Origin of the sequence: Actinomadura rayongensis, from assembly GCF_009831215.1 — a bacterium.
Lineage (GTDB): Bacteria > Actinomycetota > Actinomycetes > Streptosporangiales > Streptosporangiaceae > Spirillospora > Spirillospora rayongensis.
The window spans coordinates 1,098,955-1,124,022 of sequence record NZ_WUTW01000002.1 but is presented as its reverse complement, the minus strand read 5'-3'; the positions used below and the strand labels follow the sequence as shown (position 1 = coordinate 1,124,022).

Genomic DNA, 25,068 nt, shown 5'->3' with positions numbered 1-25,068 from the left:
GGGCCGTCGGCGCAATGGACGTCGGGCTGATCACGAACGGCCATGTCCGAACGCGCGTGGGGACGCATGGACAAGACATTCATTGCCAAATGCCCCCAATGCCAGCGAGAACGTGCAGACAGGGCGCCGGGTGCGGGTCGAGACGAGGGAGATATCGTGCGGAGATTGTCGGAGGCCGTCCGGGGACGGCTCGCGGACACCGGGGACGAGCCGACGGCGGGACGCGTCGCGGCGGCCGTGCGGGCCGAGGACCGGCTGCTCGGGGACAGCGAAGTGCTCGCCCTCACCGATTCGTTGCACGCCGACTTCGTCGGGGCCGGACCGCTCGAACCGCTGCTGCGGCGGCCCGGCGTGACGGACGTCCTCGTCAACGGGCCGAACGAGGTGTGGATCGACGCGGGCGACGGCCTCACCCGGACCGGCGTGCGCTTCCCGGACGAAGCGAGCGTCCGGCGGCTCGCGCAGCGGCTCACCGCCACGGCCGGCCGCCGCCTGGACGACGCGGCGCCCTGCGCGGACGCGCGATTGCCGGGCGGTGTGCGGCTCCACGCCGTCCTGCCACCGGTCGCGGCGGGCGGCACGTGCCTGTCGCTGCGGCTTCCGCGCCGCCGCGCGTTCACGCTGGACGAACTGGTCGCGGCCGGGACCGTCCCGCCGGAGGGCGCGGACCTGCTCGCCGCGCTGATCGACGCCCGGGTCGCCTTTTTGATCACCGGCGGCACGGGCACCGGGAAGACGACACTGCTGAGCTGTCTGCTCGGGCGCGTCGATCCGGGCGAACGGATGGTCCTCGTCGAGGACTCCGCCGAGCTGCGTCCCGACCATCCGCACGTCGTGCGCCTGGAGGCACGGCCGCCGAACATCGAGGGCGCGGGCGGCGTCACCTTGCGCGATCTCGTCCGCCAGGCGCTGCGGATGCGCCCGGACCGGTTGGTGGTGGGCGAGGTGCGTGGAATCGAGGTCTCGGACCTGCTGAACGCCTTGAACACGGGCCACGAGGGTGGTTGCGGCACGTTGCACGCGAACGCCGCCGCCGACGTTCCCGCGCGGCTGGAGGCGCTGGCGTGCGCGGCGGGGCTGAGCCGGGAGGCCGTGCACAGTCAGCTCGCCGCTGCGCTCGACGTGATCGTCCACCTGGTCCGGGCGCCGGATGGCGGGGCGCGCCGCGTCGCTGAGATCTGTGTGCTCGACCGAGCGTCCGACGGCCTGGTCGGGGTGATCCCGGCGTTCTCGTTCACGGCCGCTGGCGAGGTGATCGCCGGCGCCGGCGCCCGCGCACTGGCCACCCGTCTCGGCCGCCGCTGGACGACCGGGAGAGAGCCGTCATGACTTCCGCGCACCGATCGGCGGGTCGTGCGGACGGGGCGCGACCCGGCTCGACCATCGACGCAACTTGGAGGGACAAACCGTGATCATGCTGGTGATGATGTGCATGGCCGCAGCGGTCTGGACGTTGCTGGGGCCTCGACCGGCCGTCCTGCGGCTCGCGCGGACGCTGGGCCATGAGCCGAACGTCGGGGAGATCGCCGACGCCGCGCGGACGCGGGTCGCCGCCATTCGTGACCGGCGTCGCGAGCCCGAACGGTGGCGCGTCGCCGTCATCGAACTGTGCGACGCGATGGCGGCCGAACTCACGGTCGGGCGGACGCCCGGCGACGCGTACGCAACCGCCGTCGCCGGACTCGACCCCCGCGTCGCCCGGCAGTTGCCGACGTCCGGTCCCGACCCGCCCTTCGCACGGCTCGAACACCTCGCGGCGTCACCCGGCGCGGAGGGACTGCGGCTGCTCGCGGCGTGCTGGCGGATCGGCGCGGAGCGCGGCGGAACGCTCGGCTCCGTCCTCGACGGGCTCGCGAAGGCGCTGCGGGACGAGCAGGCGCAACGGCAGGAGATCGCGACGCAGCTGGCGGGACCGCGCGCCACCGCACGGCTGCTCGCCGCCCTGCCGCTGCTCGGCCTGGCCATGGCGGCCGGAATGGGCGCCGACCCGCTCGGCTTCCTCTTCGGCTCGCTCCCCGGCGGAGCATGCCTGACCCTCGGCCTGTCCCTCGACGTGACGGGCCTGTGGTGGACGCGACGGCTCGCGCGAGCAGCAGAGGAGGTCCGATGACGTCCGCACGGACACGACCTCGAGTCAGAGACCCATGACCACGCTCGGTGTCCGGATCGTCTTGCCGGGATGGGCCCGCTCTGACACGACTCCGCGCTATGGCCAAGCCCCCCAGCTTGGCGTCCGAATCGATCTCGCAGGGACGCGATCGCTCGGACGCGGCCCCGCATCGCGGCCAGGCGGCCCGGGTTGGTGTCTCGAACCGGTTCGTAGAGACGCGCCTGCTTGGGCGCGCGCTCGCGTCACGGGCTGGGGTCGGGATCGGCTTCTGGATCCGTTTGGCGGGGACGCGCTCGCTCGGACGCGGCTTTGCGTTACGGCTCGGCTTGGCCTGGCGTCCCGGTCCGGTCCGCAGGGGCGCGCCCGCTCGGGTACGCGCTCGGGTCACGGGCCAGCGCCGGGCTGCCGGTTCGTCGCGGGCGCTGTTGCCTGAGCTTGGGGCAGTTAGGGCTGCCAGAGCGGTTGGGGCTGCCGGGGCGGTTGGGGCTTGGTGTGGGAGAGGCGCTGTGCGGGGTGGTGGGTGATTGGGCCGTTGATCTTGGTGGATGGAAGTCTGAGGAGGTGAGGATGTGATTGCTGCGGGGATCGCCGTGGGGTGCTTCGCCGTGAGCGGGTTCTTGGTGCCGCGTGGGGTGGGGGCCGCTGAGCGGTGTGTTCGGCGGGCGGCTCGGCGGGTCGAGGTCGTGCGTCCGGTGGACGAGGGTCGTGATCGGGCGTTGCGGCGCGGGGCCGTTGTGCTCGCCGGGGTTACTGGCGCGCTGGTTGTGGGCGGTGCGACGGGGCTGTTTGTCGGGCTTGGTGTCGCGTTCGGCGTGGCGCGGATGTTCCGGCGGCTCGGCTCGGCCGATGAGCGGCGTCGGCGGGCGCGACTCGTCGCGGATCTGCCGATCGCCGTCGATCTGCTGGCCGCCTGTCTGCGCGGGGGGACGAGTTGGGAGGAAGCCGTGCGCGCGGTCGCCGGTGCGTTGCCCGGTCCGCTCGGCGACGAGTTCGACGGTGTGGCAGCGCGTATTCGGCTCGGGGCCGATCCGGTGGACGCGTGGGGTGCGTTGGCGGCGGATCCCGTGCTCGCGCCGCTGGCCCGGACGGTCGCGCGGGCCGCATCGAGCGGCGCGACGCTGGCGCCGTCCCTGACCCGGCTGGCTCGCGACCGCCGCGCCGAGGCGCACGTGGAGGCGGTGAAGCGGGCGCGCGCCGCCGGCGTCCATGTGCTCGCGCCGCTCGGCGCGTGCTTTCTTCCGGCGTTCGTGCTGCTGGGGATCGTTCCGTCGATCGCGGGCCTGGCCTCGTCGCTCGGCGTCCCGTGGTGAGTTGCGGGAATCCGTCGTGAGTTGCGGAGCCCGTCGTGAGTTGCGGAGCCCGTCGTGAGTTGCGGAGCCCGTTGTGAGTTGCGGGGCCTGTGGCGAGCTGCGGCGTCCAGCGGTGATGCGCGGTACCCCGTGGTGATGCGCGGGGTCCCGTGCTGACGCGCGGTAGGCCGTGGTGAGTTGCGGGAGTCAGTCGTGAGCCCTGGACGGTCGTGAGGAGTTGCGGACTGCCGGGGTGGGCCGTGGAGGTCGTCGTGGGCTGTGGGAGGGGGTGAGGAATGTGGGGTATGGGGGCGTTGAGGGTACGGTGATGGCAGGTGTGCCGGGAAGTCTGGTCGGCGCCGGTGTGAGCCTGTGGGGCCGCCGGGGTCCTTTGTCGTCCGATCTGTGGGAGATCCATGTCGGCACGCCGATTCATCGGTCTGCGCTATCGGCGCAACGTCGCCGAGGCGTTGCGTACCGAGACCGTCGGCGGGGTCGTGATGCTGCTTGCGGCGTTGGCGGCGCTGGTGCTGGTCAACACGCCTCTGGCGACGGGCTACGAGCATCTTCGCTTGGTGGAGTTCGGCCCGGGCGTGCTTGGGCTCGCTCATATGACGGTCGAGCACTGGGCGTCGGACGGGCTTCTTGCTCTGTTCTTCTTCATCGCCGGGCTGGAGCTGCGGGAGGAGTTGACGCACGGCGAGCTGCGCAATCCGAGGGACGCGGCGCTTCCGGTGTTTGCGGCGGCGGCCGGTGTTGCGGTTCCGGCGCTGATCTATCTGGCGGTGACGGCCGGGACGAGCGGTGCGGCGCGCGGCTGGGCGATTCCGACCGCGACCGACATCGCGTTCGCGCTGGCCGTCCTGGCGGTGGCGTTCCCCGGCGCGCCGTCCGCCCTGCGCGCGTTCCTGCTGACGCTCGCCGTCGTGGACGACCTCATCGCCATCACGATCATCGCCGTGTTCTACACCGAGCGGCTGCGTCCGGGGCCGTTGCTGCTGGGCGTCCTGTGCCTCGTCGCGTACGCGGTCCTCCAGGCGAGAGGGGTCAGGTCGCCGCTGGTGTACGCGCCGCTCGCGGTGCTGGCCTGGTATTTCGTTCTTCGCAGCGGCGTCCATGCCACCGTTGCGGGCGTCGCGCTCGGGATGCTGACGTCGTGCCGCGAGACCCCGGACGACCGTCCGACCAACGCCGAGCGTGCCGACCACCTTCTGCGGCCCCTGTCGGCGGGGGTGTGCGTGCCGGTGTTCGCGTTCCTGTCCGCCGGTGTGACGCTCGACGCGCCCGCGCTGCGTGCGGTCTTCGCGGACCGTGTGGCCCTGGGGGTGATCGCGGCGCTCGTGATCGGTAAGTTCGTGGGCGTCCTCGGCGGCGCGTGGGCGGCGGTACGGCTGCGCCTCGCGACGTTCGGGGAGGAACTGCACTGGGGCGATCTCGCGGGAGTCGCCGTTCTCGCGGGCGTCGGGTTCACCGTCTCCCTGCTGATCGGCGGCCTGGCCTATGGGGACGCGGCACGGTTCACGCACGTGACGACGTCCGTCCTGATCGCGAGTCTCGTCGCCTCGGTGACGGCCGCCGTCGTCTTCCGGCTGCGGGCACGTCGGCGGGCCGGTCCCGCGCCGGACGGTCCCGTCGTCTGAACCCGTGTCGCCGGTGGCCGGACGACGCGCCCGGCTGACAGGCTGGGAGCGGTCCCGCACTCCGGGGCCGTGGAAGGAGAGAGCGATATGTCCGAGGCACTTCCGGGCGAGCGCATCGAGGACAAGTCCCTCGGCGACCTCGTCGCGCTCGCGTCCAGCAACATCTCCGGCCTGGTCCGGGCCGAGATGGAACTGGCCAAGCTGGAGATCAAGAACGACGCCAAGAAGGCGGCGCTCGGCAGCGTCATGTTCGCCGTCGCCGGGCTGATCGCCGGGCTCATCGTGATCCTGCTGTCGATCTCCCTCGCCTACGGGCTGGTGGCGCTCGGGATCTGGCACTGGGCGGCGTTCCTGATCGTCGCGGGGCTGTACCTGCTGCTCGCGGCCGGGCTCATCGCGTTCGGCTACCTGCGCATCAGGAAGATCGACGGCGCCCGGCGCACCCGGCGGACGCTCCGGGACGACCTTTCGATGCTCCGGCACCGCGGCGAGCCGGACACACCCGCGCCGACGGAGTGAGCGATGGCCGGGCACGACGCGTCGATCGTCGAGATCGACGGCCCGTGGACGCACCGGATGGTCAGCGCGGGCGGCACCCGGTTCCATGTCGTCGTGGCCGGTGAGGGGCCGCTCGTCCTCCTTCTGCACGGATTCCCGCAGTTCTGGTGGTCCTGGCACCACCAGGTCGTGTCGCTCGCCGCGGCCGGGTACCGCGTGGCGGCCGTCGACCTGCGCGGCTACGGCGGCAGCGACAAACCGCCGCGCGGCTACGACCTCGTGACGCTCGCGGCCGACGCGGCGGGGCTCGTCCGGGCGCTCGGCGAGGCGAACGCGTGCGTCGTTGGGCACGACTGGGGCGGGCTGCTCGGCTGGACGATGGCCGTCCAGCACCCGAAGACCGTGAACCGGCTCGCGGTGGTCGGGGCGCCGCATCCGCTGCGGCTGCGGCGGGCCGTGCTGACCGATCCGCGCGGGCAGGCGTGGGCGGCGCGGCACACGGCCGCGTTCCAGGTGCCGGTGCTGCCGGAGAAGCGGCTCGTCCGCGACGACGCCGCGCTCGTCGGTCGGCTGCTGCGCGATTGGTCCGGGCCCGGGTTCCCGGACGAGCGCACCGAGTCGCTGGCCCGTCGGGCGTTCCAGATTCCCGGCGTGGCGCACTGTGCGATGGAGTATCACCGGTGGCTCGTTCGGTCGTTGGCCCGTCCGGACGGTCTGCGCTACGCCCGGCGGATGCGCGCCCAGATCCACGTACCGACGCTGCAACTCCACGGCGCGCTGGACCGCTGCACGCTGCCCGCTACCGCGCAGGGCTCCGGCCGTTACGTCACCGCGCCCTACCGGTGGAAGCTGATCGACGGCGCCGGGCACTTCCCGCACCAGGAGCGGCCCGAGGCGTTCGACGCGCACCTGCTCGGCTGGCTCGCCGATCCCGAACCGGAGCAACTGACGATGCGCGACCGCGACACCGAGGGACGCGCGCGCAACGCCCGTCCGCGCGACGCCTACGGTCGTCCGCTGCCGCACGGCGCGACCGGCGTCCCGACGATGCCGGACGACCTCGACCCCGACCCGGCGCGCGGCTTGGCCCTCGCGCAACGCCTCCTGGACGAGGACCGTCCGTTCCACGCCCACGAAGTGCTCGAAGCCGTCTGGAAGGCCGCGCCGCCGGACGAACGCGAACTCTGGCGCGCGCTCGCGCAGATCGCGGTCGGCGTCACGCACCTGCGGCGCGGCAACCCCCGCGGCGCCCGCGCCCTCCTCGTCCGCGCGACGGACTCCTTGGCGGCCTGGACGTCGGACGCGCCGCACGGCATCGACGCGGCGGGCATCGTCCGGACGACCCGGGCGCTGCTCGCGCGTCCCGATGTCGAGCTGACCCCCGACACGCCCGTCACGCTCCGCCTCACGGCCTGATCGACCGCACCGTCCGGGCAGGCGCCCGGCGAACGCGCCGGGCTGAAGCGACGTCGGCAGGCGCTACGCCGTCTGGCGTGAGAAGCGCAGCGCCACCTGGAGGATTGAACGTGCGACGGAAGCGCGGTGCCGCGCGCCGACCCGTCCAGGCGCGCAGAGGGCGAAGCGCGAGGGAAGCTGAGCTACCGCTCTGGGCGGCGGCCGAAGCAGGCGTGGCGCCAGGCGCGTGGTGGGACGGTTCGGTGCGCTGGACGGGTTTGTGAAGCCGAGCACGATCCACAGCCGGAGCCGCCGGGCACGTCGTGTGCGGGCGGGCTCGGTAGATGTTCGGGGCAGACGAGCGCACAGGGCTTAGCCGGGTGTCGTACGCAGGCGGGCTCGCGGATGCTGGTGGCGGGTTTTACGCATGCGAGCGTGCGGACGTTGGGCGCGGGCGGACGTGCGGATGCGGACGTGGGGGGTGCAGGCGGGCCTAGTGCGCCGACGTGGAGGTGGGTGACTGCGGACGGGCGCCCATGTATGGGCAAGGAGAGTCGGGAGCGACGTGCGTTCAGACGGCTGTCAGTCGGAGCACTGGCCGGTGGGGACCGGGGTTGTGGCGGATTGGGCGGCTTGGGCGTCGGGGGTCACTTCGGCGGCGGTGAGGGCGTAGCCGGTGGACGGGGTGTCGAGGGCGGCGGCGAAGATCACGCCGAAGACGCGGCCGTCGGAGGAGAGGAGCGGGCCGCCGGAGTTGCCCGGTTCGACGGTGCCGCGGATCGCGTAGATCTCGCGCTTCACCTGGCCCGCGTGGTAGATGTCCGGGCCGCGCGCGATCTGGCGGGCGCGGATCCGGGCGGCGCCGGCCGTGAAGGGGTGGTTCTTGGGGAAGCCGGCGATGATGGCGTCGTCGCGGACGCGGGCCGTCCCGGCGAACTTCAGCGCGGGCGCCTTGAGGCCCGGGACGTTCAGCACGGCCACGTCGCGCTTCGGGTCGTAGAGGACGACCCGGCCGCGCACCCGCGAACCGTCCAGCGCGGCGATCGTCGAGGCGCCGCGCGCGCCCGCCACCACGTGCGCGTTCGTCATGACCTTCCCCGGCGCGAACACGAAGCCGGTGCCCTCGATGCGGCGCTGGCACTCCGGCGCCGTGCTGACGACCTTGACGATGCTGCGCTTGGCGGCCTGCAACGCCTCGGTGTTGAGGATCGCGTCGTCCGGCGGCGGCACCTCGGCGACCGACTCGCCGCCGAGCCCGTTGAAGACCTGCGGGAACTCGCTGCTCCACACGAACTGCTTGAACGAGCCGAACCAGCCCTCGGCCTGCGACGGCATGATCGTGTTGATGCCGCCGAGGATCGAGGACGTCTTCACCTGCCGCCGGACGGGCGTGAACTCGGAGTTGAACATCAGCGTCCCGAAGAACCACGCCACGATCAGCAGGGACAGCGAGCTGACGATCGCGCCGCCCGCGGCGTCCACCGCGCGGGCGTTCACCCCCGTCACCCGGTTGCGCAGGACGGCGCCGAGCGACGACGCGATGAGCTGCCCGAGCGTCGCCGCGAGGAACGCCACGACGATGGCGAGCAGCGCCTGCTGCGCGCTGCCGCTGACGGTCGCCTCGGCGATCGGCGGCGCGATGAGCACGCCGATCACGCCGCCGCCGATGAAGCCGACGAAGCTCAGCAGGCTCACGATGAAGCCCTGCCGGTACCCCGAGACCGCGAACAGCGCGAGGAGCCCGATGAGGATCAGGTCGAGAAGGTGGTCGCCGAGCACCGCTTCACCGTATAGGGATCACGTGACCGCGCACGTCCCCTCAGCGGACGACATCGGGACGTGATCCATCGCCGTCCAGGGCTACGGACGGGTCACGTCCAGCGCAACGGAGGGTAGATCTTCGACCTGGCCGGTGTCCCACGGCCGGTTCCAGCCGCCGGCCTCCAGCACCTGGTCCAGCAGTGCGGCGGTGAACCCCCACACGACCATCCCGCCGACCTTGAACGCGGGGCCGAGCGTGAGCCCGGCCGGGTGCCGGACGGTCGTCCGGTTCGCCGGATCCGTCAGGTCCGCGATGGGCACGCGCGCCACGGTCGCGACCTCGCCGGGATGGCCGGGCGCGATCTCCGACGGCTCGCGCCACCACGCGGCGACGGGCGTCACGCGGTGCTCGCTGTGCGAAAGGTACAGCTCGGGGAGGGTGAGCAGGACGTCCACGCCGTCCGGGACGACGCCCGCCTCCTCCTGCGCCTCCCGCAGCGCCGCCGCGACCGGGCCGTCGTCGCCGGGGTCGATGCGCCCGCCGGGGAAGGCGGGCTGGCCGGCGTGCTTGGTGAGGGTGGCGGCGCGTTCGGTGAGCAGGACGTCCGGTCCCGACGGGCCCGAGCCGAACAGGATCAGCACGGCGGCGGCCCGTCCCGCGCCCGGCGGCGGACGCAGCGCTTCGGGCACGCGCAGCCGCGGCGCCTCACGGCGGAATCGGTCGAGCCAGGCCGGAACGTCGGTCACGGGTGGAACAACCTCCTCGGTACGGCGGAACTTCCCTGGAGCGTCTCACGGTGTTCGGCTCCCGGCCGCGCCATTCCCCGCACCGATCAGAGCCAATCCCCCATAGAGGACGAAGAGGACGGGCTTCGCACGCTGTGCGCTCCCGGTCGGAACGCGGCACGCGTCCCGACGCCTCGTCCCGCCACGCGAACAGGAGATTCACCACGGCCGCGCCGCGACCGGCCCGGGAACCGGCGGCCGGGACCGGCCACGCCCGCGTCAGGTGGTCTTCGGCGGCGGTCCGGTCTTGACGAGCTTGGCCGCAGCGTCGTGATCCACCGGGCCGGTGCCGTAGGACGGGCACAGGTCGGCGAGCGGGCACGCCCCGCAGGCCGGACGCCGCGCGTGGCAGATCCGCCGACCGTGCCAGATCAGCCGGTGCGACAGCATCGTCCAGTCGCGGCGGGGGAACAGCTCAGCGATGGCGGACTCGACCTTCTCGGGCTCCTCCTCGTCCGTCCAGCCGAACCGGCGGACGAGCCGTCCGAAATGCGTGTCCACCGTCAGCCCCGGCACGCCGAACGCGTTGCCGAGGACGACGTTGGCGGTTTTGCGGCCGACGCCGGGGAGCGTGACGAGGTCGTCGAGCTTCTTCGGCACCTCGCCTTTGAAGCGCTCCACCAGTGCCGACGACAGGCCCAGCACGGACTTGGTCTTGGCGCGGTAGAAGCCGGTGGGTCGGAGGATCTCTTCCATTTCCTCCGGGTTCGCCGCCGCCATGTCCTCGGGCGTCGGGTACTTGGCGAACAGGTCCGGCGTCGTCAGGTTGACGCGCACGTCCGTCGTCTGCGCGGACAGGACCGTCGCGACCAGCAGCTCGAACGGGTTGCGGAAGTCCAGCTCGCAGTGCGCGTCCGGGTACGTCTCCTGGAGGATCCGGTCCATCTTCCGTGCCCGCCGTACCAGGCCCACCCGCGACTCGCCCGCAAACCGCTTCGCCCGCGCCGCGGGAGTCTCCGCCCTCGCCATGCGCACCAGGGTACGTGTCCCGGCGGTGACGGTGCGCCGATCAGGCGGCCTTCGCGCTGCGGAGGGTGAGGCGTGCTCGGCGCCGGGCCGGTGTTAGTGGCCGGTCTCACTCAAACGCGATCGTTCTTCAGTGCGTCTGATGGGCGTGGCGGCATCGATGATCCGGGCGGGCGCATCCACCGGCGCGGCGGCAGTCGCGATCGGCGGCTATGTCGCCATGGGCTGGCTGGATTTCTACGGGCCCGGCGGGTTCTCCTGGCTGGGCGTGGTCGTCGCCCTGGCGGCCACCGCCCTGGGCCTCTGCGTCGCCTTCGCCGTCTCCGGCCATATGGCGACTCCCGTCCTGCTTCTGCTCGCTCTCCCGTTCTGCGGGTTCTTCATCCACAACGCCGCGGAGGACCGCGTTTTGGGAGTACGCGGCGTCAGCGGCGCGTGTCGGGTGGACGACGTGCGCAAAACGTCCGCGACCGTCCTCAACGGAGCCCCGGAAGGGGGCAATTCGACCATCACCGGGCACGTTCACCGGCTGCGCTGCCCGTCCGGCGGCCCCACCGAACTGAACATCGAGAAGGCCGCGCGGACCGGTTCGACCCTCCGCCTCACCTGGGACCCCGACGACCGGGTGGATCCCCGTCCGGCGGCCGATGTTCCGCACGGCACGGAACTCATTCTCCCGTCTCTGGCCGTCGTGGCCGTTCTGCTCCTAGCGGTGACCGCCGGCTTCGGCCACGACCCGTCGTCCTGACTCAAGAGGCGGATTCCGCCTGCCTGCCCGTTTTCTGGACGGCGTCCAGGACCGCTCGGGCTGCGGCGATCTGGGCCTCGTCGTCGCGGACCGAGCGCCACTGGTCGTGCATGATCGGGCGTTCGTCGGCGTCGATCAATGCTCGGAGGGCCGGAATCGCGGGGGCCACCGATTCCGGATCGGCGGCGGCGACTTCGGCGAGGAGCGCCAGGGGCTCCAGGACGCTGGGATAAACGAATCCCGGCGGGCGGCAGGTGCCGAACAGTTCGATCAGCGGCGGCGCGGCCTGCTGCGGGTCGCCGGTCAACGTCCACAAGGCCCGCGCGATCTGCATGGCTTCGCGAGTGCCAGAGCGGAAAGGGCTGGTCTTTCGCGCGCAGAAATCGCGCAGCTTCGGGACGACGGTCTCCGCAAGGGACGGATGAGTCTCGGCTATCTCGGCGAGCAGGAGAAGGCGCTGGAACGTGAAACAGTCGGCGGCGGCTCTCCGCAGGACGAGCTGGACTTCGTCCGGATCGCCCGTGATCCGCCACAGTGCCCGGGCCACGCTCACCGGGTCACCCGATCGCGGGCCGGCCAGGAACGTCTCGCGCAGGTGGCCGACCACCGGGGCGGCGGCCGGGCCGAGGGCTCCGCAGACACGGAGCAGCAGCGCGCGCGACGCCTCTCCGTCCGCTGATCGCGTCAGCGACGCCAGCAGGGCGCGCAGCGGGCCGTCGTCACCGGTCAGCGCCTTGAAGTCGAACGCGTCGAGCCGGTCGGGATATTCGTGCCGCAACGGGAGGGTCGGCACGACTTTCTCGCGGAGCAGTTCCCGGTGGCGTTCCGAGACGACGCCCTGGTGGACGCGCCGCAGCGCGCTGACGTCGGCGAGCGGATCCCCGCGGTCGAGAAGGTCGAGCAGGTGGGGAACGAGGTCCGCGCCGTCGCGCTGCCAATCGCGGATGATCCCGTACATCCCGTACCGCCAGTCCGGAAGGGCGTTGTGGATCCGGGCGAGCAGCGGTTCGAGAAACGTTTCGGCGTGCGCGGAGAAAGGGGCGAGCGCGTCCACCAGGTTGATCTCGTGACCGCTCCAAGGGACCGATCTGTCGTGGTACCGATATTCGACATGAAAGCCGCTGCCGGGCTGGGTCAGCACCCGTGCCAGCGGGGTGACGCACCTGTCGTCGCCCATCCGGGACAGGGCCCAGACCGCGTGGCATCGAGCGACGGCGTCCGGTTCGTCGGCTTCGGTGATGTGCGCGGCGACGCGGTCGGCGAAGGGACGCGCGGCCGGTCCGCACATGGCGAGGATCCGCAGGGCGAGGGCCCGGTTCTCGGATCCGGAGTCGTCGACCCGGCGGGCGACGCCGGGCAGGAGGTCGGGAACGGCCGAGCGCCACCGGGACATCAGCGACGCGGCGAGCCGCAGGCCGACGTCACGCTGACTGGTGCGGCCACGGGCCAGCAGCATGTGGGCGAACGGAACCCGTCCGAGCACGGCCGCGCCGAGTTCCCGGTCGAGCGGGACGGCTTCCGTCTCGGTGGCAAAGACGTTGGACGCGGCGCTGCCGGGTTCGTGGCCGGTCAGCGCCAGTTCCAGGCCGGAGACGGCGCTGTCGCGGAGGTCGTCTTCTTCGTCCCGGAGCGTCCGCAACCAGGTCAACGCCTCGTCCCGCCGGCGCACGGCATGGCGGGCGAGTTTGCCCACGCTCTCGACCAGCAGCCCGGCCACCGTCCCGTCGGGCTCACGGGCACAGCGCTCCCGGAGCACGGCGACGAGATCGTCGGCGCGACCGGCGGCCTCGCCCAGCGCGGCGGCCTTGGCCGCCCTGACGTCGGCGGGGTCGCGCGGCGACGGCACCAGCAGCGGGGCCGCCCGGTCCCACGCGGCCCGCCAGGCCGGGTCGACGTGCGGGTACCAGCGGCCCTCCCCGGCCGGGGCCGCCCCGGCGGCGGTGTTCCCCGTGACGGCGATGGCATCGATCATCCGCACGATCGCCGCGCGGTTCTTCACAGCCGGATCGTTGGCCGCTTCGACCAGGAACGGCAGCACCTCGGCCGCCGCGGGCCACACCGCGCTGCCATCGCCCAGACACGCGGTGCGCAGGTCCTTCAGCGCCTGTTCCGCCCGGTGACGGTCGGAAGCCCAAAGATCCTCCAGGACGTGCCACCCGTAGCGTCTGATGCCGTACGGGTCCAGGACCTTCGACCAGTCGACCTCCCGATGGAACCGGGCCGTCCGCTCCGGGCTCACGTCGTCCACCGTGCGTCCTGGCCCGGGCCGGGCGGTCGCCCGTTGCAGGGGCCCGGGGGCGTCGAATGAGGCTGCATTGTCAGTCCAATGAGGCAGAAGTGTTCAGGTGAATTCGCGCCGACGCGCTCAGCGCGGGTCGGCGAGTTCGGGCAACGCTTTCCGCAGCGCGGTCACGGTCGGCAGTGTGAGGGGGACGGCATCGGGTTCTTTCCTGCCGGGATTCCGATCGCACCATGCGTTCCAGGCTTCCCGATCCAGCGCAAAGTCCGGTTCCGGGTCCGGGGTGCCGTCCATGAGTTCGCGGAGCCAGTCCACCGCCTCGTCGCGCCACACATCGGCGTTCGCCGCCAGCTCACCGATCACCCGCACCAGGTCGTCCTGCGAAACGGCGCCGAGGATCGGGTTTCGCGTCACGAGGCATCGGAGGAGACCGTCCGCCTTGTCGGCGGGGATGCGGTGGACGGCGTAGGACAGGATCGTGACCGCGTCGTCGGCGTGGGCCGCGTCGTCGAGGAGCGGGACCAGATCCTGCATCGCACGGTCGAAGGCGTCGTCCCAGTCCGCGTCGGGCTCCATCGGGTGGGTCACGTGGTTGCCCTGCTCATCCGACCGGTGCGCCATCCTGACGATGTACTCGATCGTCAGCAGCACCGACGGACGGTCGGGCGCGGACGGATCGAGAGCGGCCTCGACCAGAAGGGGCAGGAGCACGGCCGCCGTCCGCGGGCGGAAGGACACGAGAAACCCCCCGCCCTTGCGGCGCTCCGTCTCCACTGTGATCCGCTCGACGTCGTGCAGGAAATGCCGTACCCGGTCGGGCTCCCAGAGTTCCAAAACCTTTTCCGGCCCGTACATGCACTCCATGCGGACGTCGAAGAAGCTCACGAAGCAGATCCCGCGGATCCGTCGCCATTCCTCGTCCGTCAGCGGGCGCGGAATCGCCCCGGCCGCGGCGCGGAGGGCGTCGTCGTCCAGGACCGCGCGCCATTGCGGGGCGCCCGACGGACGGGAGTACCAGCGGGTCAGCGGACGTTCGTCGGCGTCGGTCGCGGCCTGCAAGAAGGGATAGGCGGGCGCGATCGCGCGGGGATCGGCGGCGGCGATGTCGGCGAGGAGTTCCAGGGCCGTGAGGACGTTCGGCGGACGGCTGCTCGCCGGCGGGCAGAGAGGCAGCAGGTCGGCCAGCAGCAGCGTGATGTGGTGGTAGTAAGGCGTGGCGACGTTGTCCCAGAGCGCTTTCAGAAGGCGCAGGGCATCGCGGTAATTCCCCTCGCGGATGCACGTGGACGCGCCATGGGACAGTTGCCGTGCGTAATATTCGTGCATCGGACGGGAGCCTGTCCGGGCCTCGGCGATCAACAGCAGCGGCTCGGGGTCGAAACCCCGGTGCCGGGACGTCTCGGCGAGCCGGGTCAACGGGTCGATGATCTCGCTCGGGTCGCCGGTGAGCTTCCACACCGCGCGGGCCAGCCACACGGGGTCGCAGGGTTCGGTGAACGGAGACCGGATTTCTCCGCGGAGCGCGGCGCGGAACGCGTCGCGCGCGGAGTCGGCGAACCGGCGGGCGAGCGGCGGCCCCAGAGCGATGCTCGCGTTGATCATGTTCCGCGCCCTGTTCTCGGGGCGCTGTCTGGGGAACCCGCTCCAGTCGGACGGGCCGATCATTCGCCGGAGAGGGCCGTCGTCGCCGGTGATCCGGAGGAAGTCGAACGGGTCGAGACGGGTGCCGTCGGTCACGTGCTCGGGCAGGCGAAGCCGTTCTTCGAGCCTTTCCTTGTGGCGTGGGGCGAGCGTTCCCGTCCGCACCCAGATGAGGTCTTCGACGCCCGCGAGCGGGTCGTCGTCATCGAGGAGCCGAAGAAGGCGCGAGGCGACGTTGGCGCCGTCGTCCTGCCACCGGTTGATGATCGCGTAGTAGCCGGCGCGCTCCGCGGGCGGCGTCGCCCTGATGCGGGCCAGCAGCGGGTCCAGGAGCACGGCGGCGTGCGCGGCGAAGGGGGCCAGCGCCTCGGCGAGGTTGGGTTCGTTGGCCTCCCGGCCGCGCTCGCCGTCGGGCAGGTCGACGAGGAACCCGTCATGGCCGGCGGCGAGCAGGTCCGCCAGCGGCGGCACGGCGCGCTCGTCGCCCATCCGGCTCAGCGCCATGAGCGCGTACCGCCGCGCGACGGCGTCCGGTTCGCGGTCCGCGGTGAGGTGCGCGGCGGCCACGTCGGCCCAGGGACGGGCGGCGGGGCCGCACATGTCCAGGATCCGGAGCGCCAGGATCCGGTGGTCCGGGGACGGGTCGTCGGCGAACCCGGCGACGGCGGGCAGCAGCGCGGGGACGGCCGACCGCCGCCGGGACATCGCCCGCGCCGCGTCCAGCAGCTCGCCCGGCCGGTGCTCGGCGTCCGCGTTCACCACCAGCGCCGGACGGCGGTGCTCAGCTCGTCGGTCCACTCGACCTCGGCGGGGACGTAGTCGCGCTCCCGGACGTGCTCGACGAAAAGGGCGGGAAGGACGAGCGTACGGGCCGTCAAATACACCAGACTGTCCGTGCGCCACACCCAGATTCCATCGGTGTTGAGCGATGGGGCGCCCGGAATGTACTCGCCGGGCCGGAACAGGTTCGGCAGCGATTCCATCACGCTGAAGCCCTGCGGGGTCTTGCGCATATAGTCCAGGATCCGCGCCCGGTCCGGCTCCACGATCCTTGCGGTCGCGTTCTGGATCGACGGCAGATCCTCGCGCTCGCCCTGATACATCTCGCGGTACAGCGCGACCGGCTTCAGCTCCATGCCAGAATCCCCACTTCCATCAGAGAACAACTATGTTTATCTGGGAAGCGGGGGTCGGGTCAATCGCCCGTCGGCGGCGATTGCCCGGCGGCCCGCTCCAGGCGTTCGATGGTCTCGTCCGCCCAGTCGACCCACGTCTGGGCGACCATCTCGCCGGCCCGGCGCACCGAGTCCCAGATCAGTGGGTCGAGTTCGGTCGAGTTGTCGCTCGCCGCGAATTCGGCGATGTAGTCGGGAATCTCGTCGGCGAGCTGGTCCCGGGCCTTGAGGTGCAGATCGCGCATCACCCGGAGCTGGGTCACGAGGTCCTGCGGCGGCCGGGTGCCGCCGAAGAAGAAACGGACGAGGAACGGCACGCGGATCGGGTCGAGTTCGGTGACCAGTTCACCGTTCCACGCCTCGAACGCCCGTTGTCCCGCGTCGGTGACCGAATACACGCGGCGATCGGGCCGGCCCTGCTGCGGGACCACTTCGGAGACGACCAGTCCGTCGTCCTCGAGCTGGCCCAAAGTGCGGTAGATCTGGCTGAGCTGGGCGGGCCAGATGAAGTTGATGCTGTTGCGTATCACCGCGGCCAGGTCATATCCCGTCATCGATTGCCGCAGCAGCAGGCCGAGCAGGGCGAATTTGAGCATCGAATTCCTTCCGGCGTGTTCGGGAAGGATATCAATGGCTCAGATCCGGTCGGCGTGCCGCGCGCACCAGGCCGTGAGAAGTTCGGTCACGCGCCGGGGTTCTTCGCGATGGGGCCAGTGCCGGGTGTCGAGCCAGTGCAGTTCGGACTCCACGCACATAGCGGCGCTCGGCGCGGCGAGATTCCGGTCGAACGCGCCGTCCCGGCGCCCCCAGATGATCTGGGTCGGCACGCGCACCGTCATCTCGGGCCTGTCGGACCGGGAGCGTGCGGCGCGGATCGACGGCAGCACGGTCCGGAACATCGCGCGGTACCAGAGCAGGGGCCGTTGGACGGTCCCCGGATGACGCCAGACGGCGCGGTGCCGCTTCAGGTCGGCGTCGCTGAGGCGGGCGCCGCGCCTGAGCATCGACGCGAGGACCGCGCCGTCGCGGGCGCCGAGCACCGCCTCCGCGAGGCCGGGAATCTGGAACGCCAGCATGTACCAGCTCCGCAGCATCTGCGACGGCCTGCGCAGCAGCGCTTCGGCGAACACCTGCGGATGCGGGCAGTTGACGACGGTGAGCGAGCGCACCAGATCGGGCCGCTCGATGGCCAGCGCCCACGCGACCGCGCCGCCCCAGTCGTGCCCGACGAGATGGATCGGCCCGAGCTTCTGGCGCTCGATGAGCAGCACGATGTCCCTGGTCAGTTTGGGCATCGCGTAATCGGCGACCGTGGCGGGCTTGGACGACAGGCCGTATCCGCGCTGATCCGGCGCGAGCACCCGGTAACCCTGTTCGACCAGCGCGTTCATCTGCGGCTCGAAGGTGAACCACAGGTCGGGCCAGCCGTGCAGGAAGAGGACGGCCGGGCCGTCGTCGGGGCCGTCGGCCTCGACGTGGAGCAGGACGTCGTCGGCGTCCACGAACTGCGGCAGGAACATGACGCGCTCTCCGTTCAGGAAAGGCCGAGCACGGCGACGACGGTCTCGGACAACACGGCGGGATTGCGGTCGCGCAACGGCCGCAGCACCCGCCGGGCGATGCGCGGCGAACCGAGCGACGACAACGGACGATGGAGATTGAGCACATCGTTGAAAGCCATCGCCACCTCCGGATCCAGCGCCGCCGCCCGTTCCAGCCGGTTGCGGTAGCCCGCGTCGAAACGGACCGACAGCGGCGTCCGGACGCCCTCAGTGCGGCATCCGTAGCGCAGGTCCTCGCCGAGCGCGAGCCGCCAGGCCCCGGACGAGGTGGCGGCGATCGCCCGGGCCGCGCGCCGCTCGAAGCCCGGCCGCACCGCGCCGTCCTCGGCGGTGAGCAGGCGGCCGAGGGCGACCGCCGACAGCGCGGCCACGCTCATGCCCTGGCCGTAGATCGGGTTGGACGCGCTGGCGGCGTCCCCGAGCGCGACGAGCCCGGCCGGCATCTCGCTCATCCGGTCGTAGTAGCGGCGGACGTTCGTGCGCACGTGGAACGTCCGGACCGGGCCGACGGGCGTCGAGCGGCGGAGCGCTTCGGCCGTGACCGGCGCGGTCGTCCGGTCGGCGACGGCGCGCAGCTCGTCGATGGCGGTGGGCAGCGGCGCCCGCCCGCCGGTCGTGCCCAGCGAGATGTGCAGCAGGCCGTTCTCGATGCTGAGGACGACGCCGCCGACGGACGCGCCGCCCGCCGCCTGGGCGCCGAGGACGATCAGCCACTCGGGAGCGAAGTCCGGGTCGGGCTCGGTGACCAGGCTGGCGTACCGCACGTCGGAGTGGACCGCCGACTCCGGCGGCGGCCGGTATCCGATCTCCTCCAGCCATTCCGGCAGGGCCGAGCGGCGGCCGGACGCGTCGACGACCAGGTCGGCGCCCAGCTCGCCGTCGGGCGTCCGGACGCCGGTGACCAGGCGCCGGGACGCGCTGGTGAGCAGCCCGAGGGCGGGGGTGCGGTCGCGGATCGTCACGTTCGGCAGCGCCCGGACGCGGGCGCGGACCGCGTGCTCGATCAGGACGCGGCTGGCGCAGAAGCCGCCGGTCCACCAGATGGGGATCCGGATCGTCGTTCCGCCCCGGACGACGAAGATCGACCGATCGCCCATCTCCGGGCCGCTCGACGCCGCGGTGATCGCGCCGGCGGCCTCCATCTCCGCCGAGAAGCCGGGGAACAGCGCGACCAGCACCTCGCGGCCCGAGCCCAGGAGCCCGTGCGCGTGGTGCGACTGGGGCACGAACCGCCGGTGGTCCGGACGGTCCGGAAGCTCGTCCCGTTCGACCACGACGACCTCGTCGTAGTGCTCGGACAGGACCCGGGCGGTCAGCAGCCCCGCGATCCCGGCGCCGAGCACCACGGCTCGTCCGTTCTCGTCATATGACATGTTTCATATATAACTTGTTACACATACCTCGTCAACGGACCCCGGGGCCGCGCCCGGCGTCCCACAGCCGCAGCGTCCCGTCGCCGCGACCCCCGCCGCTGGCGAGCGTTCTGCCGTCCGGGCTGAACGCCACCGACTGGACTGGGCCGGTGTGGCCGGTGACGGCGTCGGTGAGAGGACGGCGGGTCTCCGCGTCCCACAGCCGCAGCGTGCCGTCTTCGCCGCCGGAGGCGAGGGTCGTCCCGTCCGGGCTGAAGACCACCGACAGGACCGGGCCGACGTGCCCGGTGACGGGGTCGCCGAGCGGACGGCGGGTCTCCGCGTCCCACAGCCGCAGCGTCCCGTCCTCGCCGCCGGAGGCGACGGTCGTCCCGTCCGGGCTGAAGACCACCGACCGAACCGGGCCGGTGTGCCCGGTGAGCGGATCGCCGAGCGGACGGCGGGACTCCACGTCCCACAACCGCACCGCGCCGTCCTCGCCGCCGGTGACGAGGGTCCAGCCGTACGGACGGAACGCCACCGACCTGACCGGGCTCTTGTGGACGTGGAGCGGGCGGGTCGTGGTGGGATCACCGGCGCCTTCACGGGACGGCAGGAACCACAGCCACACCGTCCCGTCGAGGTGACCGCCGCAGCCGGTCGCGACCGTGAGCCCGTCGGGGCTGAACGCCACCGATTCGACCGGGCTGTGCGGTCGGGAGAGGGGGCCGGCGATGTGATGGCGGCGCACCGCGTTCCGCACCCGCACCTCCGAGCGGTTACTGCAGAAGGCGAGCTTGGTGCCGTCCGGGCTGTACACCACCGACCTGACCGGGCCGGACTCGTCGGCGATGGTCGCGTCGACGGGACGGCGGGTCTCCACGTCCCACCAGCGCACGGCTCCGTCGTCGCCGCCGGACGCGACGGTCTTCCCGTCCGGGCTGAACGCCACCGAGAAGATCGCGGCGGTGTTGCCGTCGAGGGGCTCGCCGGCCGGGTCGCGGGACTCCGCGTCCCAGAACCGCACGATCCCGTCCGTACCGCCGGTGGCGACGGTTTCGCCGTCCGGGCTGAACGCGACCGCGTAGAGCTGGCCGGTGTACTTCTCGGTGCGGAGATCGCCGATGTGGCGTCCGGACGCGACGTCCCACAAGGACGCCCCCCACGCGCGGCGCGTGTCCATGCTGGCGGCGAGGGTCCTGCCGTCCGGGCTGAACGCCACCGACGAGACGGGCGAGACGACGCCGTCGAGGGGAGCGCCGCGGGGACGGCGGGACTCGACGTCCCACAGCACGACCCTCGCGTGTTCGACGCCCCCCGAGGTGCCGCCGGCGGCGATCGTCCGGCCGTCCGGACTGAACGCCACCGAAACGACCTCGAACGGGGACGCGGGGCGGAGATCCCCGAGAGGGCGGCGGGACTCCACGTCCCACAGCCGCACCCTCCCGTCCGTCGATTCGTAGGGGGTGCCGCCGGTGGCGAGCGTTCTGCCGTCCGGGCTGAACGCCAGGCGGACCAGGCCGGGGAGGTCGGTGATGGGATCGCCGAGGGGACGACGGGATTCCACATCCCAGAACCACACGGCCCAGCAGCCGTTGGCGAAACCGCCGCCGGACGCGACGGTCGTCCCGTCCGGGCTGAACGCCACCGAGAAGACCGGGCTGATGTGGCCGGTGAGGGGATCGCCGATGGGGCGGCGGGACGCCACGTCCCACAGCCGCACCGTCCGGTCGTCGCCGCAGGTGGCGAGGGTCCTGCCGTCGGGGCTGAACGCCACCGACCGGACCCGGCCGGTGTGGCCCGCGAGGGCATGGCCGATGGGGCGGCGGGACGCCACGTCCCACAGCCGCACCGTCCAGTCGCCGCCGCCGGTGGCGAGCGTCGTCCCGTCCGGGCTGAACGCCAGCGAGCGGACCGGGCTGATGTGGCCGCTGAGCGGATCGCCGCTGAGGCGCACATGACGCATTTCCCCACCCATCAACAGGTGCCGGTCACGGGCTCGCCCCGGAAGCGGTGGCACGACTAATAGTCCATTTTGGACTATCGTCCCGGGGCTGAACCGGAGCCGTCAAGGCCCGGAACGCGGTCAGGCGCCGCCGAGGAGTCCGAGGACGTCCCAGAGCGCGCACTGGTGCTCGTCGCGGAAGGCGCCGAAGAGGAGCGTCCGGTCGGTGGTGGGACGGAGTTCGCGGTACGGGCTCGTCAGCGGGTCGAAGCGGCGCCAGCCGGGCGAGCCGTTCGCGGCGAAGGCGCCCCAGGAGCGGGCCATCCGGTCGGACAGGGCCTGCTGGGACGCCGAGAGCGGCGTCCGCGTCGGGATGTCGAACAGGTAGGGCAGTTCGGACCCGTGGTAGGCGCCCGCGTCCACGGCCCGTTCCGGCAGGAGCGACCAGCCGGGGGCCTGGGCGTCGGCGAACTGGTAGGCGAAGGTGGGGTTCCGGGACGCGAACGCTCGCGCCATCCGGTCGTTGCCGCAGGCGTAGAGGGTGTCGGTGTAGAGCGCGGCCAGCGCGTTCTTCGGCGATCCGTACCGGGACGACGGATAGGCGAGCTTCAGGATGAACGCCCCGATCGGGCCGCCGGTGCTCTCCAGGAGCTTCTGGTACTCGTCCTCGGTGAGGCTGTCGAACTGGAGGGCGGTGATGAACCGTCCCTCGTCGCGGGTGATGCCGAGCATGACGGGGATCCGGGGCACCCCGCCTGCGCCGATCATCGTCATCGGGTCGTCCGGCACCAGGTCGCCGTCGATCACGGGCGTCCAGCTGGAGATGACCGACGCGCCGCCGAGGTCGGGGGCGACGGCGAGCAGGTCGGCGACGGACTTGCCGCGCAGGCAGGCGACCTGCTCCGGCCCGTCCGCGCAGCCCGCCTTCGCCGCGTAGCTCGTGCCGCGCGCGACGGCCGCCGCGCGGGTGCCGCCGAGGGCGACGAGGTCGCAGGACCCGCTCTGGAGGATCAGCCGTTGGAAAAGCCCGGCGGCCGGGGGCGACGCGAGGTTGACGCAGCCGTCCAGGGCCCCGGCCGACTGCCCGAACAGCGTCACGTTCGCGGGGTCGCCGCCGAACGCGCCGATGTTGCGCCGCACCCAGCGCAGGGCCGCCTGCTGGTCCTGGATGCCGAAGTTCGACTCGCCGAGGCTGGGGAGGGCGAGGAAGCCGAGCGCGCCGATGCGGTAGTTGAGCGTCACGACGACGGAGTCCGTCCGGGCGGCCAGCGTCGCGGCGGGGTACTGCGCGCTGTAGCCGCTGGAGTTGGACCCGCCGTGCAGGAACACCAGGACCGGACGGCCGGACGCGCCCCCCGGCGGAGTGCTCACGTTGAGGAACAGGCAGTCCTCGGCCGTCGGGACGTCCACCCCGAGCTGGGGGCAGGCGGGGGCCGGACGCGTCGCGTCGCGCTCGCCCGGCCACGACGCGGCGGGCTGCGGCGGACGCCAGCGCAGCGCGCCGACGGGCGCCGCCGCGTACGGGATCGCCTGGTAGACGCCGGCGTGCCCGCGAACGGCCCCGCCCTCCGTCATGACCACGTCGGTGGCGGCCTCGGCGCGCGGGACGATCCCGGCGGTCAGTCCGATCGCGGCGGACAAGGCGAGCAGACGTCTCTTCACCGGCATGGCGACTCCTCCTCGGGACGGGGAGGGTCAGCATGGAGACGCCCGGTGCCCGGTCTCCAGACCACTTTCCGGTCAATCGCGTTTCATCGGACGCCACGAAGTTGATCTTCCGGACCGGATTTCTGCGGTCGTACGGTGTACGCAGCACCGATGTGGCCGCATACTGAGGTATGACTCGTCCCCGGCTTTCCACCCGCCGCCACCTTCCCACCAGTCCCTTCGCTCCGCCGGCGCCCGCCGCGCCGCTGGAGACGTTCGAGGTCGACGACCGTGTGACCCACGACGCCTACGGTCTCGGCACCGTGGTGGGCGTCGAGAGCAACCGGGACGTCCTGGTCGACTTCAGCACGCGCAAGGTCCGCATCCGCGCCCCGTACGCCCGGATGTACAAGCTCTGATCGGTCAGACCCGGACGGGGACGCGGCCCGCGGGGAACGCGATCTCGATGGCCAGTCCGCCGTCCGGACGGGCGTGCGCCGCGACGGACGCGCCGTGCGCCGCCGCGATGGCGCGGACGATCGAGAGACCGAGCCCGTGGTGCCCGTCGGCGCGCGCCGTCCGGCCCGCGAGGCGCTGGAACGGCTCGAACAGCCCGGCGACCTGGTGCGGGGGGATCGGCGGGCCGCTGTTGGCGACCGCCACGAACGCCCGTCCGGCCCGGACCTCGGTCACGATCTCGACGTGACCGCCGGGCACGTTGTGGTGGACGGCGTTGTCCACGAGGTTGGCGACGAGCCGTCCGGCCAGCGCGGGATCACCGGCGGACGGCGCGGACGCGATCCGGGCGTTGATCCGGACGCCCCGCGCGTCCGCCTCCAGCCGCGCCGTGTCGAGGGCCTGGCGGGCGAGGTCCGACAGGTCGAAGGGCTCACGGCGGTTGAGGCCGCGTTCGCTGGTGGTCAGCGTGAGCAGGGCTTCGAGCAACTGCGCCTGGTCCGTGCTGAGCGAGAGCAGCCGTTCCGACATCGCCCGGTAGGTGTCCAGCGTGGCCGCGCGGTCGGTGAGCGTCTCTTCGAGCAGCGCGCGTTCCAGCGTGAGCGGCGTGCGCAGTTCGTGGGCGGCGTTGGCGACGAAGCGCTTGTGCGCGTCGAGCGCCGTTTCCAGCCGGCCGAGCAGGCCGTCGACGGTGTCGGCGAGGTCTTTCAGTTCGTCGCGCGGCCCGGCGGCGGCGAGCCTTTCGTGGACGTTGCGGGCGGAGATCCGCTGAACGGTGGCCGTCATCGTCCGCAACGGCCGCAGGACGCGCCCGGCGACCACCCATCCCAGCACGATGGAAATCACGACCATGATGGCGAACGCGAAGCCGAACTGCAGGAGGAGCTGCCGTAGCTGCGCCTCGCGGAGCCGGTCCATCTGGTCGCGGATCTCCGGCCCTCGGTCGTCGTAGACGATGAGCACCCATTTCACGCGCCGCATGAGCACATAGGTGATCGTGAGAAGGAGCGCGCTGGAAATGGTGAACAGCGAGCAGTACAACGCGGTGAGCCGCATCCGCACGGTCCGGAAGGGCAGCCCGGACGTCAGCAGCCGTTCATGAAGGCGCATGCGCGTCGCCGATCCGGTAACCGCCCTGCTGGACGGTCTCGATCACGGGCGGCGGGCCGAGTTTGGCCCGCAGCCGGTTCATCGTGGCCTTGACGGTCGTCGTGAACGGGTCCGTCATCTCGTCCCAGACCCGTTCCAGCAGTTCTTCGGCGGACACCGCGCGGCCCCCGGCGGCGAGCAGGTATTCCAGCACCGCGAACTCCTTCGGGCTGAGCGCCAGCCGCATCCCGGCCCGGCTCGCGATCCGCTGCGCCGGGTCGAGCCGCAGGTCGCCGCGCACGAGGACGGGCGGGAGCGCCGGCTGCGCCCGGCGGCCGAGCGCCCGGATCCGGGCGACCAGCTCGGCGTACGCGAACGGCTTCGGCAGATAGTCGTCGGCGCCGAGGCTCAGCCCGGTGACGCGGTCCGCGACCGTCCCGGACGCCGTCAGCATCAGGACGCGCGTGCGCCCGGCCCGGCCCACCAGCGAGCGGCACACGTCGTCGCCGTGGACGACGGGCAGGTCCCGGTCGAGCACGACGACGTCGTACTCCAGCAGCGCGGTGCGCTCCAGGGCCGCCCCGCCGTCGTGGACGACGTCGACCGCCATTCCCTCACGGCGCAGCATCCGCGCGACGGACGCCGCGAGTTCGGCGTGATCCTCGGCCACCAGCACTCTCATCGTCTTCAGCATGGCCCTGCCCCGGTCACAGTCGGGTCACAGCCGTTCTGACCGTCGTGTGACCGTCCGCTGCCTAGAAATGGCCTC

General features: G+C 72.2%; 21 protein-coding genes. 8 read left to right on the top strand and 13 right to left on the bottom strand.

Annotated features, from left to right (window positions below; genetic code table 11):
• The first annotated feature begins 156 nt into the window (after window positions 1–156).
• From GQ466_RS14505 to GQ466_RS14480, 6 genes are all read left to right on the top strand, one after another.
• Window positions 157–1,329 carry a TadA family conjugal transfer-associated ATPase gene (locus GQ466_RS14505; RefSeq protein WP_337193470.1) on the top strand — a complete coding sequence of 391 codons (1,173 nt, stop codon included), beginning with the start codon at window positions 157–159 and terminating at the stop codon, window positions 1,327–1,329.
• A gap of 85 nt (window positions 1,330–1,414) precedes the next feature.
• Window positions 1,415–2,110, top strand: a complete 696-nt coding sequence (locus GQ466_RS14500; protein WP_161103907.1) for a type II secretion system F family protein — start codon at window positions 1,415–1,417, stop codon at window positions 2,108–2,110.
• 692 nt (window positions 2,111–2,802) lie between these two features.
• Window positions 2,803–3,420: a type II secretion system F family protein gene (locus tag GQ466_RS14495; RefSeq protein WP_337193469.1), complete on the top strand. Its 618-nt coding sequence runs from the start codon at window positions 2,803–2,805 to the stop codon at window positions 3,418–3,420.
• Window positions 3,421–3,815: 395 nt separating this feature from the next.
• A complete protein-coding gene (nhaA, locus tag GQ466_RS14490) occupies window positions 3,816–5,039 on the top strand; it encodes a Na+/H+ antiporter NhaA (protein WP_161103364.1) in 1,224 nt (407 codons plus the stop codon).
• A gap of 87 nt (window positions 5,040–5,126) precedes the next feature.
• The gene (locus GQ466_RS14485) at window positions 5,127–5,558 is read left to right on the top strand and encodes a phage holin family protein (protein WP_161103363.1); all 432 of its coding nucleotides are present in this window, start codon (window positions 5,127–5,129) and stop codon (window positions 5,556–5,558) included.
• Between the two features lie 3 nt (window positions 5,559–5,561).
• Window positions 5,562–6,953, top strand: coding sequence for an alpha/beta fold hydrolase (locus GQ466_RS14480; RefSeq protein ID WP_161103362.1), 1,392 nt, complete (start codon window positions 5,562–5,564; stop codon window positions 6,951–6,953).
• Window positions 6,954–7,514: 561 nt separating this feature from the next.
• Here the strand turns inward: GQ466_RS14480 and GQ466_RS14475 are convergent.
• The 3 genes from GQ466_RS14475 to nth form a co-directional block, all read right to left on the bottom strand.
• A complete protein-coding gene (locus GQ466_RS14475; RefSeq protein WP_161103361.1) occupies window positions 7,515–8,711 on the bottom strand; it encodes a MarP family serine protease in 1,197 nt (398 codons plus the stop codon).
• Window positions 8,712–8,792: 81 nt separating this feature from the next.
• Complete coding sequence (locus GQ466_RS14470) at window positions 8,793–9,440, bottom strand: NUDIX domain-containing protein (protein ID WP_161103360.1); 648 nt, start codon at window positions 9,438–9,440, stop codon at window positions 8,793–8,795.
• Window positions 9,441–9,698: 258 nt separating this feature from the next.
• Entirely contained in the window at window positions 9,699–10,448 is a 750-nt protein-coding gene (gene nth, locus GQ466_RS14465; RefSeq protein WP_161103359.1) for an endonuclease III, read from the bottom strand.
• Between the two features lie 139 nt (window positions 10,449–10,587).
• Here nth and GQ466_RS14460 point away from each other — a divergent pair, with 139 nt between their 5' ends.
• The gene (locus GQ466_RS14460) at window positions 10,588–11,193 is read left to right on the top strand and encodes a hypothetical protein (protein ID WP_161103358.1); all 606 of its coding nucleotides are present in this window, start codon (window positions 10,588–10,590) and stop codon (window positions 11,191–11,193) included.
• A gap of 1 nt (window position 11,194) precedes the next feature.
• Here the strand turns inward: GQ466_RS14460 and GQ466_RS30725 are convergent, their stop codons facing one another.
• The 8 genes from GQ466_RS30725 to GQ466_RS14420 form a co-directional block, all read right to left on the bottom strand.
• Entirely contained in the window at window positions 11,195–13,441 is a 2,247-nt protein-coding gene (locus GQ466_RS30725; protein WP_202420429.1) for a hypothetical protein, read from the bottom strand.
• Window positions 13,442–13,558: 117 nt separating this feature from the next.
• The gene (locus GQ466_RS14450; RefSeq protein ID WP_161103357.1) at window positions 13,559–15,871 is read right to left on the bottom strand and encodes a HEAT repeat domain-containing protein; all 2,313 of its coding nucleotides are present in this window, start codon (window positions 15,869–15,871) and stop codon (window positions 13,559–13,561) included.
• On the bottom strand, window positions 15,829–16,209 hold the full coding sequence (locus tag GQ466_RS14445; RefSeq protein WP_161103356.1) for a hypothetical protein: 381 nt from the start codon (window positions 16,207–16,209) through the stop codon (window positions 15,829–15,831). Before GQ466_RS14445 ends, GQ466_RS14450 begins: the two co-directional genes overlap by 43 nt.
• 59 nt (window positions 16,210–16,268) lie before the next feature.
• Window positions 16,269–16,844: a PadR family transcriptional regulator gene (locus GQ466_RS14440; protein ID WP_161103355.1), complete on the bottom strand. Its 576-nt coding sequence runs from the start codon at window positions 16,842–16,844 to the stop codon at window positions 16,269–16,271.
• A 39-nt stretch (window positions 16,845–16,883) separates the two neighbouring features.
• A complete protein-coding gene (locus GQ466_RS14435; protein ID WP_161103354.1) occupies window positions 16,884–17,768 on the bottom strand; it encodes an alpha/beta fold hydrolase in 885 nt (294 codons plus the stop codon).
• A 14-nt stretch (window positions 17,769–17,782) separates the two neighbouring features.
• Window positions 17,783–19,183, bottom strand: coding sequence for an NAD(P)/FAD-dependent oxidoreductase (locus GQ466_RS14430; protein WP_161103353.1), 1,401 nt, complete (start codon window positions 19,181–19,183; stop codon window positions 17,783–17,785).
• A gap of 31 nt (window positions 19,184–19,214) precedes the next feature.
• Complete coding sequence (locus GQ466_RS14425) at window positions 19,215–21,128, bottom strand: WD40 repeat domain-containing protein (RefSeq protein WP_161103352.1); 1,914 nt, start codon at window positions 21,126–21,128, stop codon at window positions 19,215–19,217.
• A 120-nt stretch (window positions 21,129–21,248) separates the two neighbouring features.
• The gene (locus tag GQ466_RS14420; protein WP_161103351.1) at window positions 21,249–22,775 is read right to left on the bottom strand and encodes a carboxylesterase/lipase family protein; all 1,527 of its coding nucleotides are present in this window, start codon (window positions 22,773–22,775) and stop codon (window positions 21,249–21,251) included.
• Window positions 22,776–22,945: 170 nt separating this feature from the next.
• On the opposite strand from GQ466_RS14420, the gene GQ466_RS14415 reads away from it, so the two are divergent.
• Entirely contained in the window at window positions 22,946–23,173 is a 228-nt protein-coding gene (locus GQ466_RS14415; RefSeq protein ID WP_161103350.1) for a hypothetical protein, read from the top strand.
• 4 nt (window positions 23,174–23,177) lie between these two features.
• Here the strand turns inward: GQ466_RS14415 and GQ466_RS14410 are convergent, their stop codons facing one another.
• The gene (locus tag GQ466_RS14410) at window positions 23,178–24,320 is read right to left on the bottom strand and encodes a sensor histidine kinase (RefSeq protein ID WP_161103349.1); all 1,143 of its coding nucleotides are present in this window, start codon (window positions 24,318–24,320) and stop codon (window positions 23,178–23,180) included.
• Window positions 24,307–24,981, bottom strand: a complete 675-nt coding sequence (locus GQ466_RS14405) for a response regulator transcription factor (protein WP_161103348.1) — start codon at window positions 24,979–24,981, stop codon at window positions 24,307–24,309. Before GQ466_RS14405 ends, GQ466_RS14410 begins: the two co-directional genes overlap by 14 nt.
• Between the last annotated feature and the right edge of the window lie 87 nt (window positions 24,982–25,068).

What these genes read in the sequence shown, in the direction of transcription:
- nhaA (WP_161103364.1), top strand. Translation starts at nt 3,816, where the DNA reads ATGTCGGCACGCCGATTCATCGGTCTGCGCTATCGGCGCAACGTCGCC.
- GQ466_RS14500 (WP_161103907.1), top strand. Translation starts at nt 1,415, where the DNA reads ATGCTGGTGATGATGTGCATGGCCGCAGCGGTCTGGACGTTGCTGGGG.
- GQ466_RS14485 (WP_161103363.1), top strand. Translation starts at nt 5,127, where the DNA reads ATGTCCGAGGCACTTCCGGGCGAGCGCATCGAGGACAAGTCCCTCGGC.
- GQ466_RS14460 (WP_161103358.1), top strand. Translation starts at nt 10,588, where the DNA reads ATGGGCGTGGCGGCATCGATGATCCGGGCGGGCGCATCCACCGGCGCG.
- GQ466_RS14435 (WP_161103354.1), bottom strand. Translation starts at nt 17,768, where the DNA reads ATGTTCCTGCCGCAGTTCGTGGACGCCGACGACGTCCTGCTCCACGTC.
- GQ466_RS14430 (WP_161103353.1), bottom strand. Translation starts at nt 19,183, where the DNA reads ATGTCATATGACGAGAACGGACGAGCCGTGGTGCTCGGCGCCGGGATC.
- GQ466_RS14415 (WP_161103350.1), top strand. Translation starts at nt 22,946, where the DNA reads ATGACTCGTCCCCGGCTTTCCACCCGCCGCCACCTTCCCACCAGTCCC.
- GQ466_RS14405 (WP_161103348.1), bottom strand. Translation starts at nt 24,981, where the DNA reads ATGAGAGTGCTGGTGGCCGAGGATCACGCCGAACTCGCGGCGTCCGTC.
- GQ466_RS14440 (WP_161103355.1), bottom strand. Translation starts at nt 16,844, where the DNA reads ATGCTCAAATTCGCCCTGCTCGGCCTGCTGCTGCGGCAATCGATGACG.
- GQ466_RS14410 (WP_161103349.1), bottom strand. Translation starts at nt 24,320, where the DNA reads ATGCGCCTTCATGAACGGCTGCTGACGTCCGGGCTGCCCTTCCGGACC.
- GQ466_RS14425 (WP_161103352.1), bottom strand. Translation starts at nt 21,128, where the DNA reads ATGCGTCATGTGCGCCTCAGCGGCGATCCGCTCAGCGGCCACATCAGC.
- nth (WP_161103359.1), bottom strand. Translation starts at nt 10,448, where the DNA reads ATGGCGAGGGCGGAGACTCCCGCGGCGCGGGCGAAGCGGTTTGCGGGC.
- GQ466_RS14420 (WP_161103351.1), bottom strand. Translation starts at nt 22,775, where the DNA reads ATGCCGGTGAAGAGACGTCTGCTCGCCTTGTCCGCCGCGATCGGACTG.
- GQ466_RS14445 (WP_161103356.1), bottom strand. Translation starts at nt 16,209, where the DNA reads ATGGAGCTGAAGCCGGTCGCGCTGTACCGCGAGATGTATCAGGGCGAG.
- GQ466_RS14480 (WP_161103362.1), top strand. Translation starts at nt 5,562, where the DNA reads ATGGCCGGGCACGACGCGTCGATCGTCGAGATCGACGGCCCGTGGACG.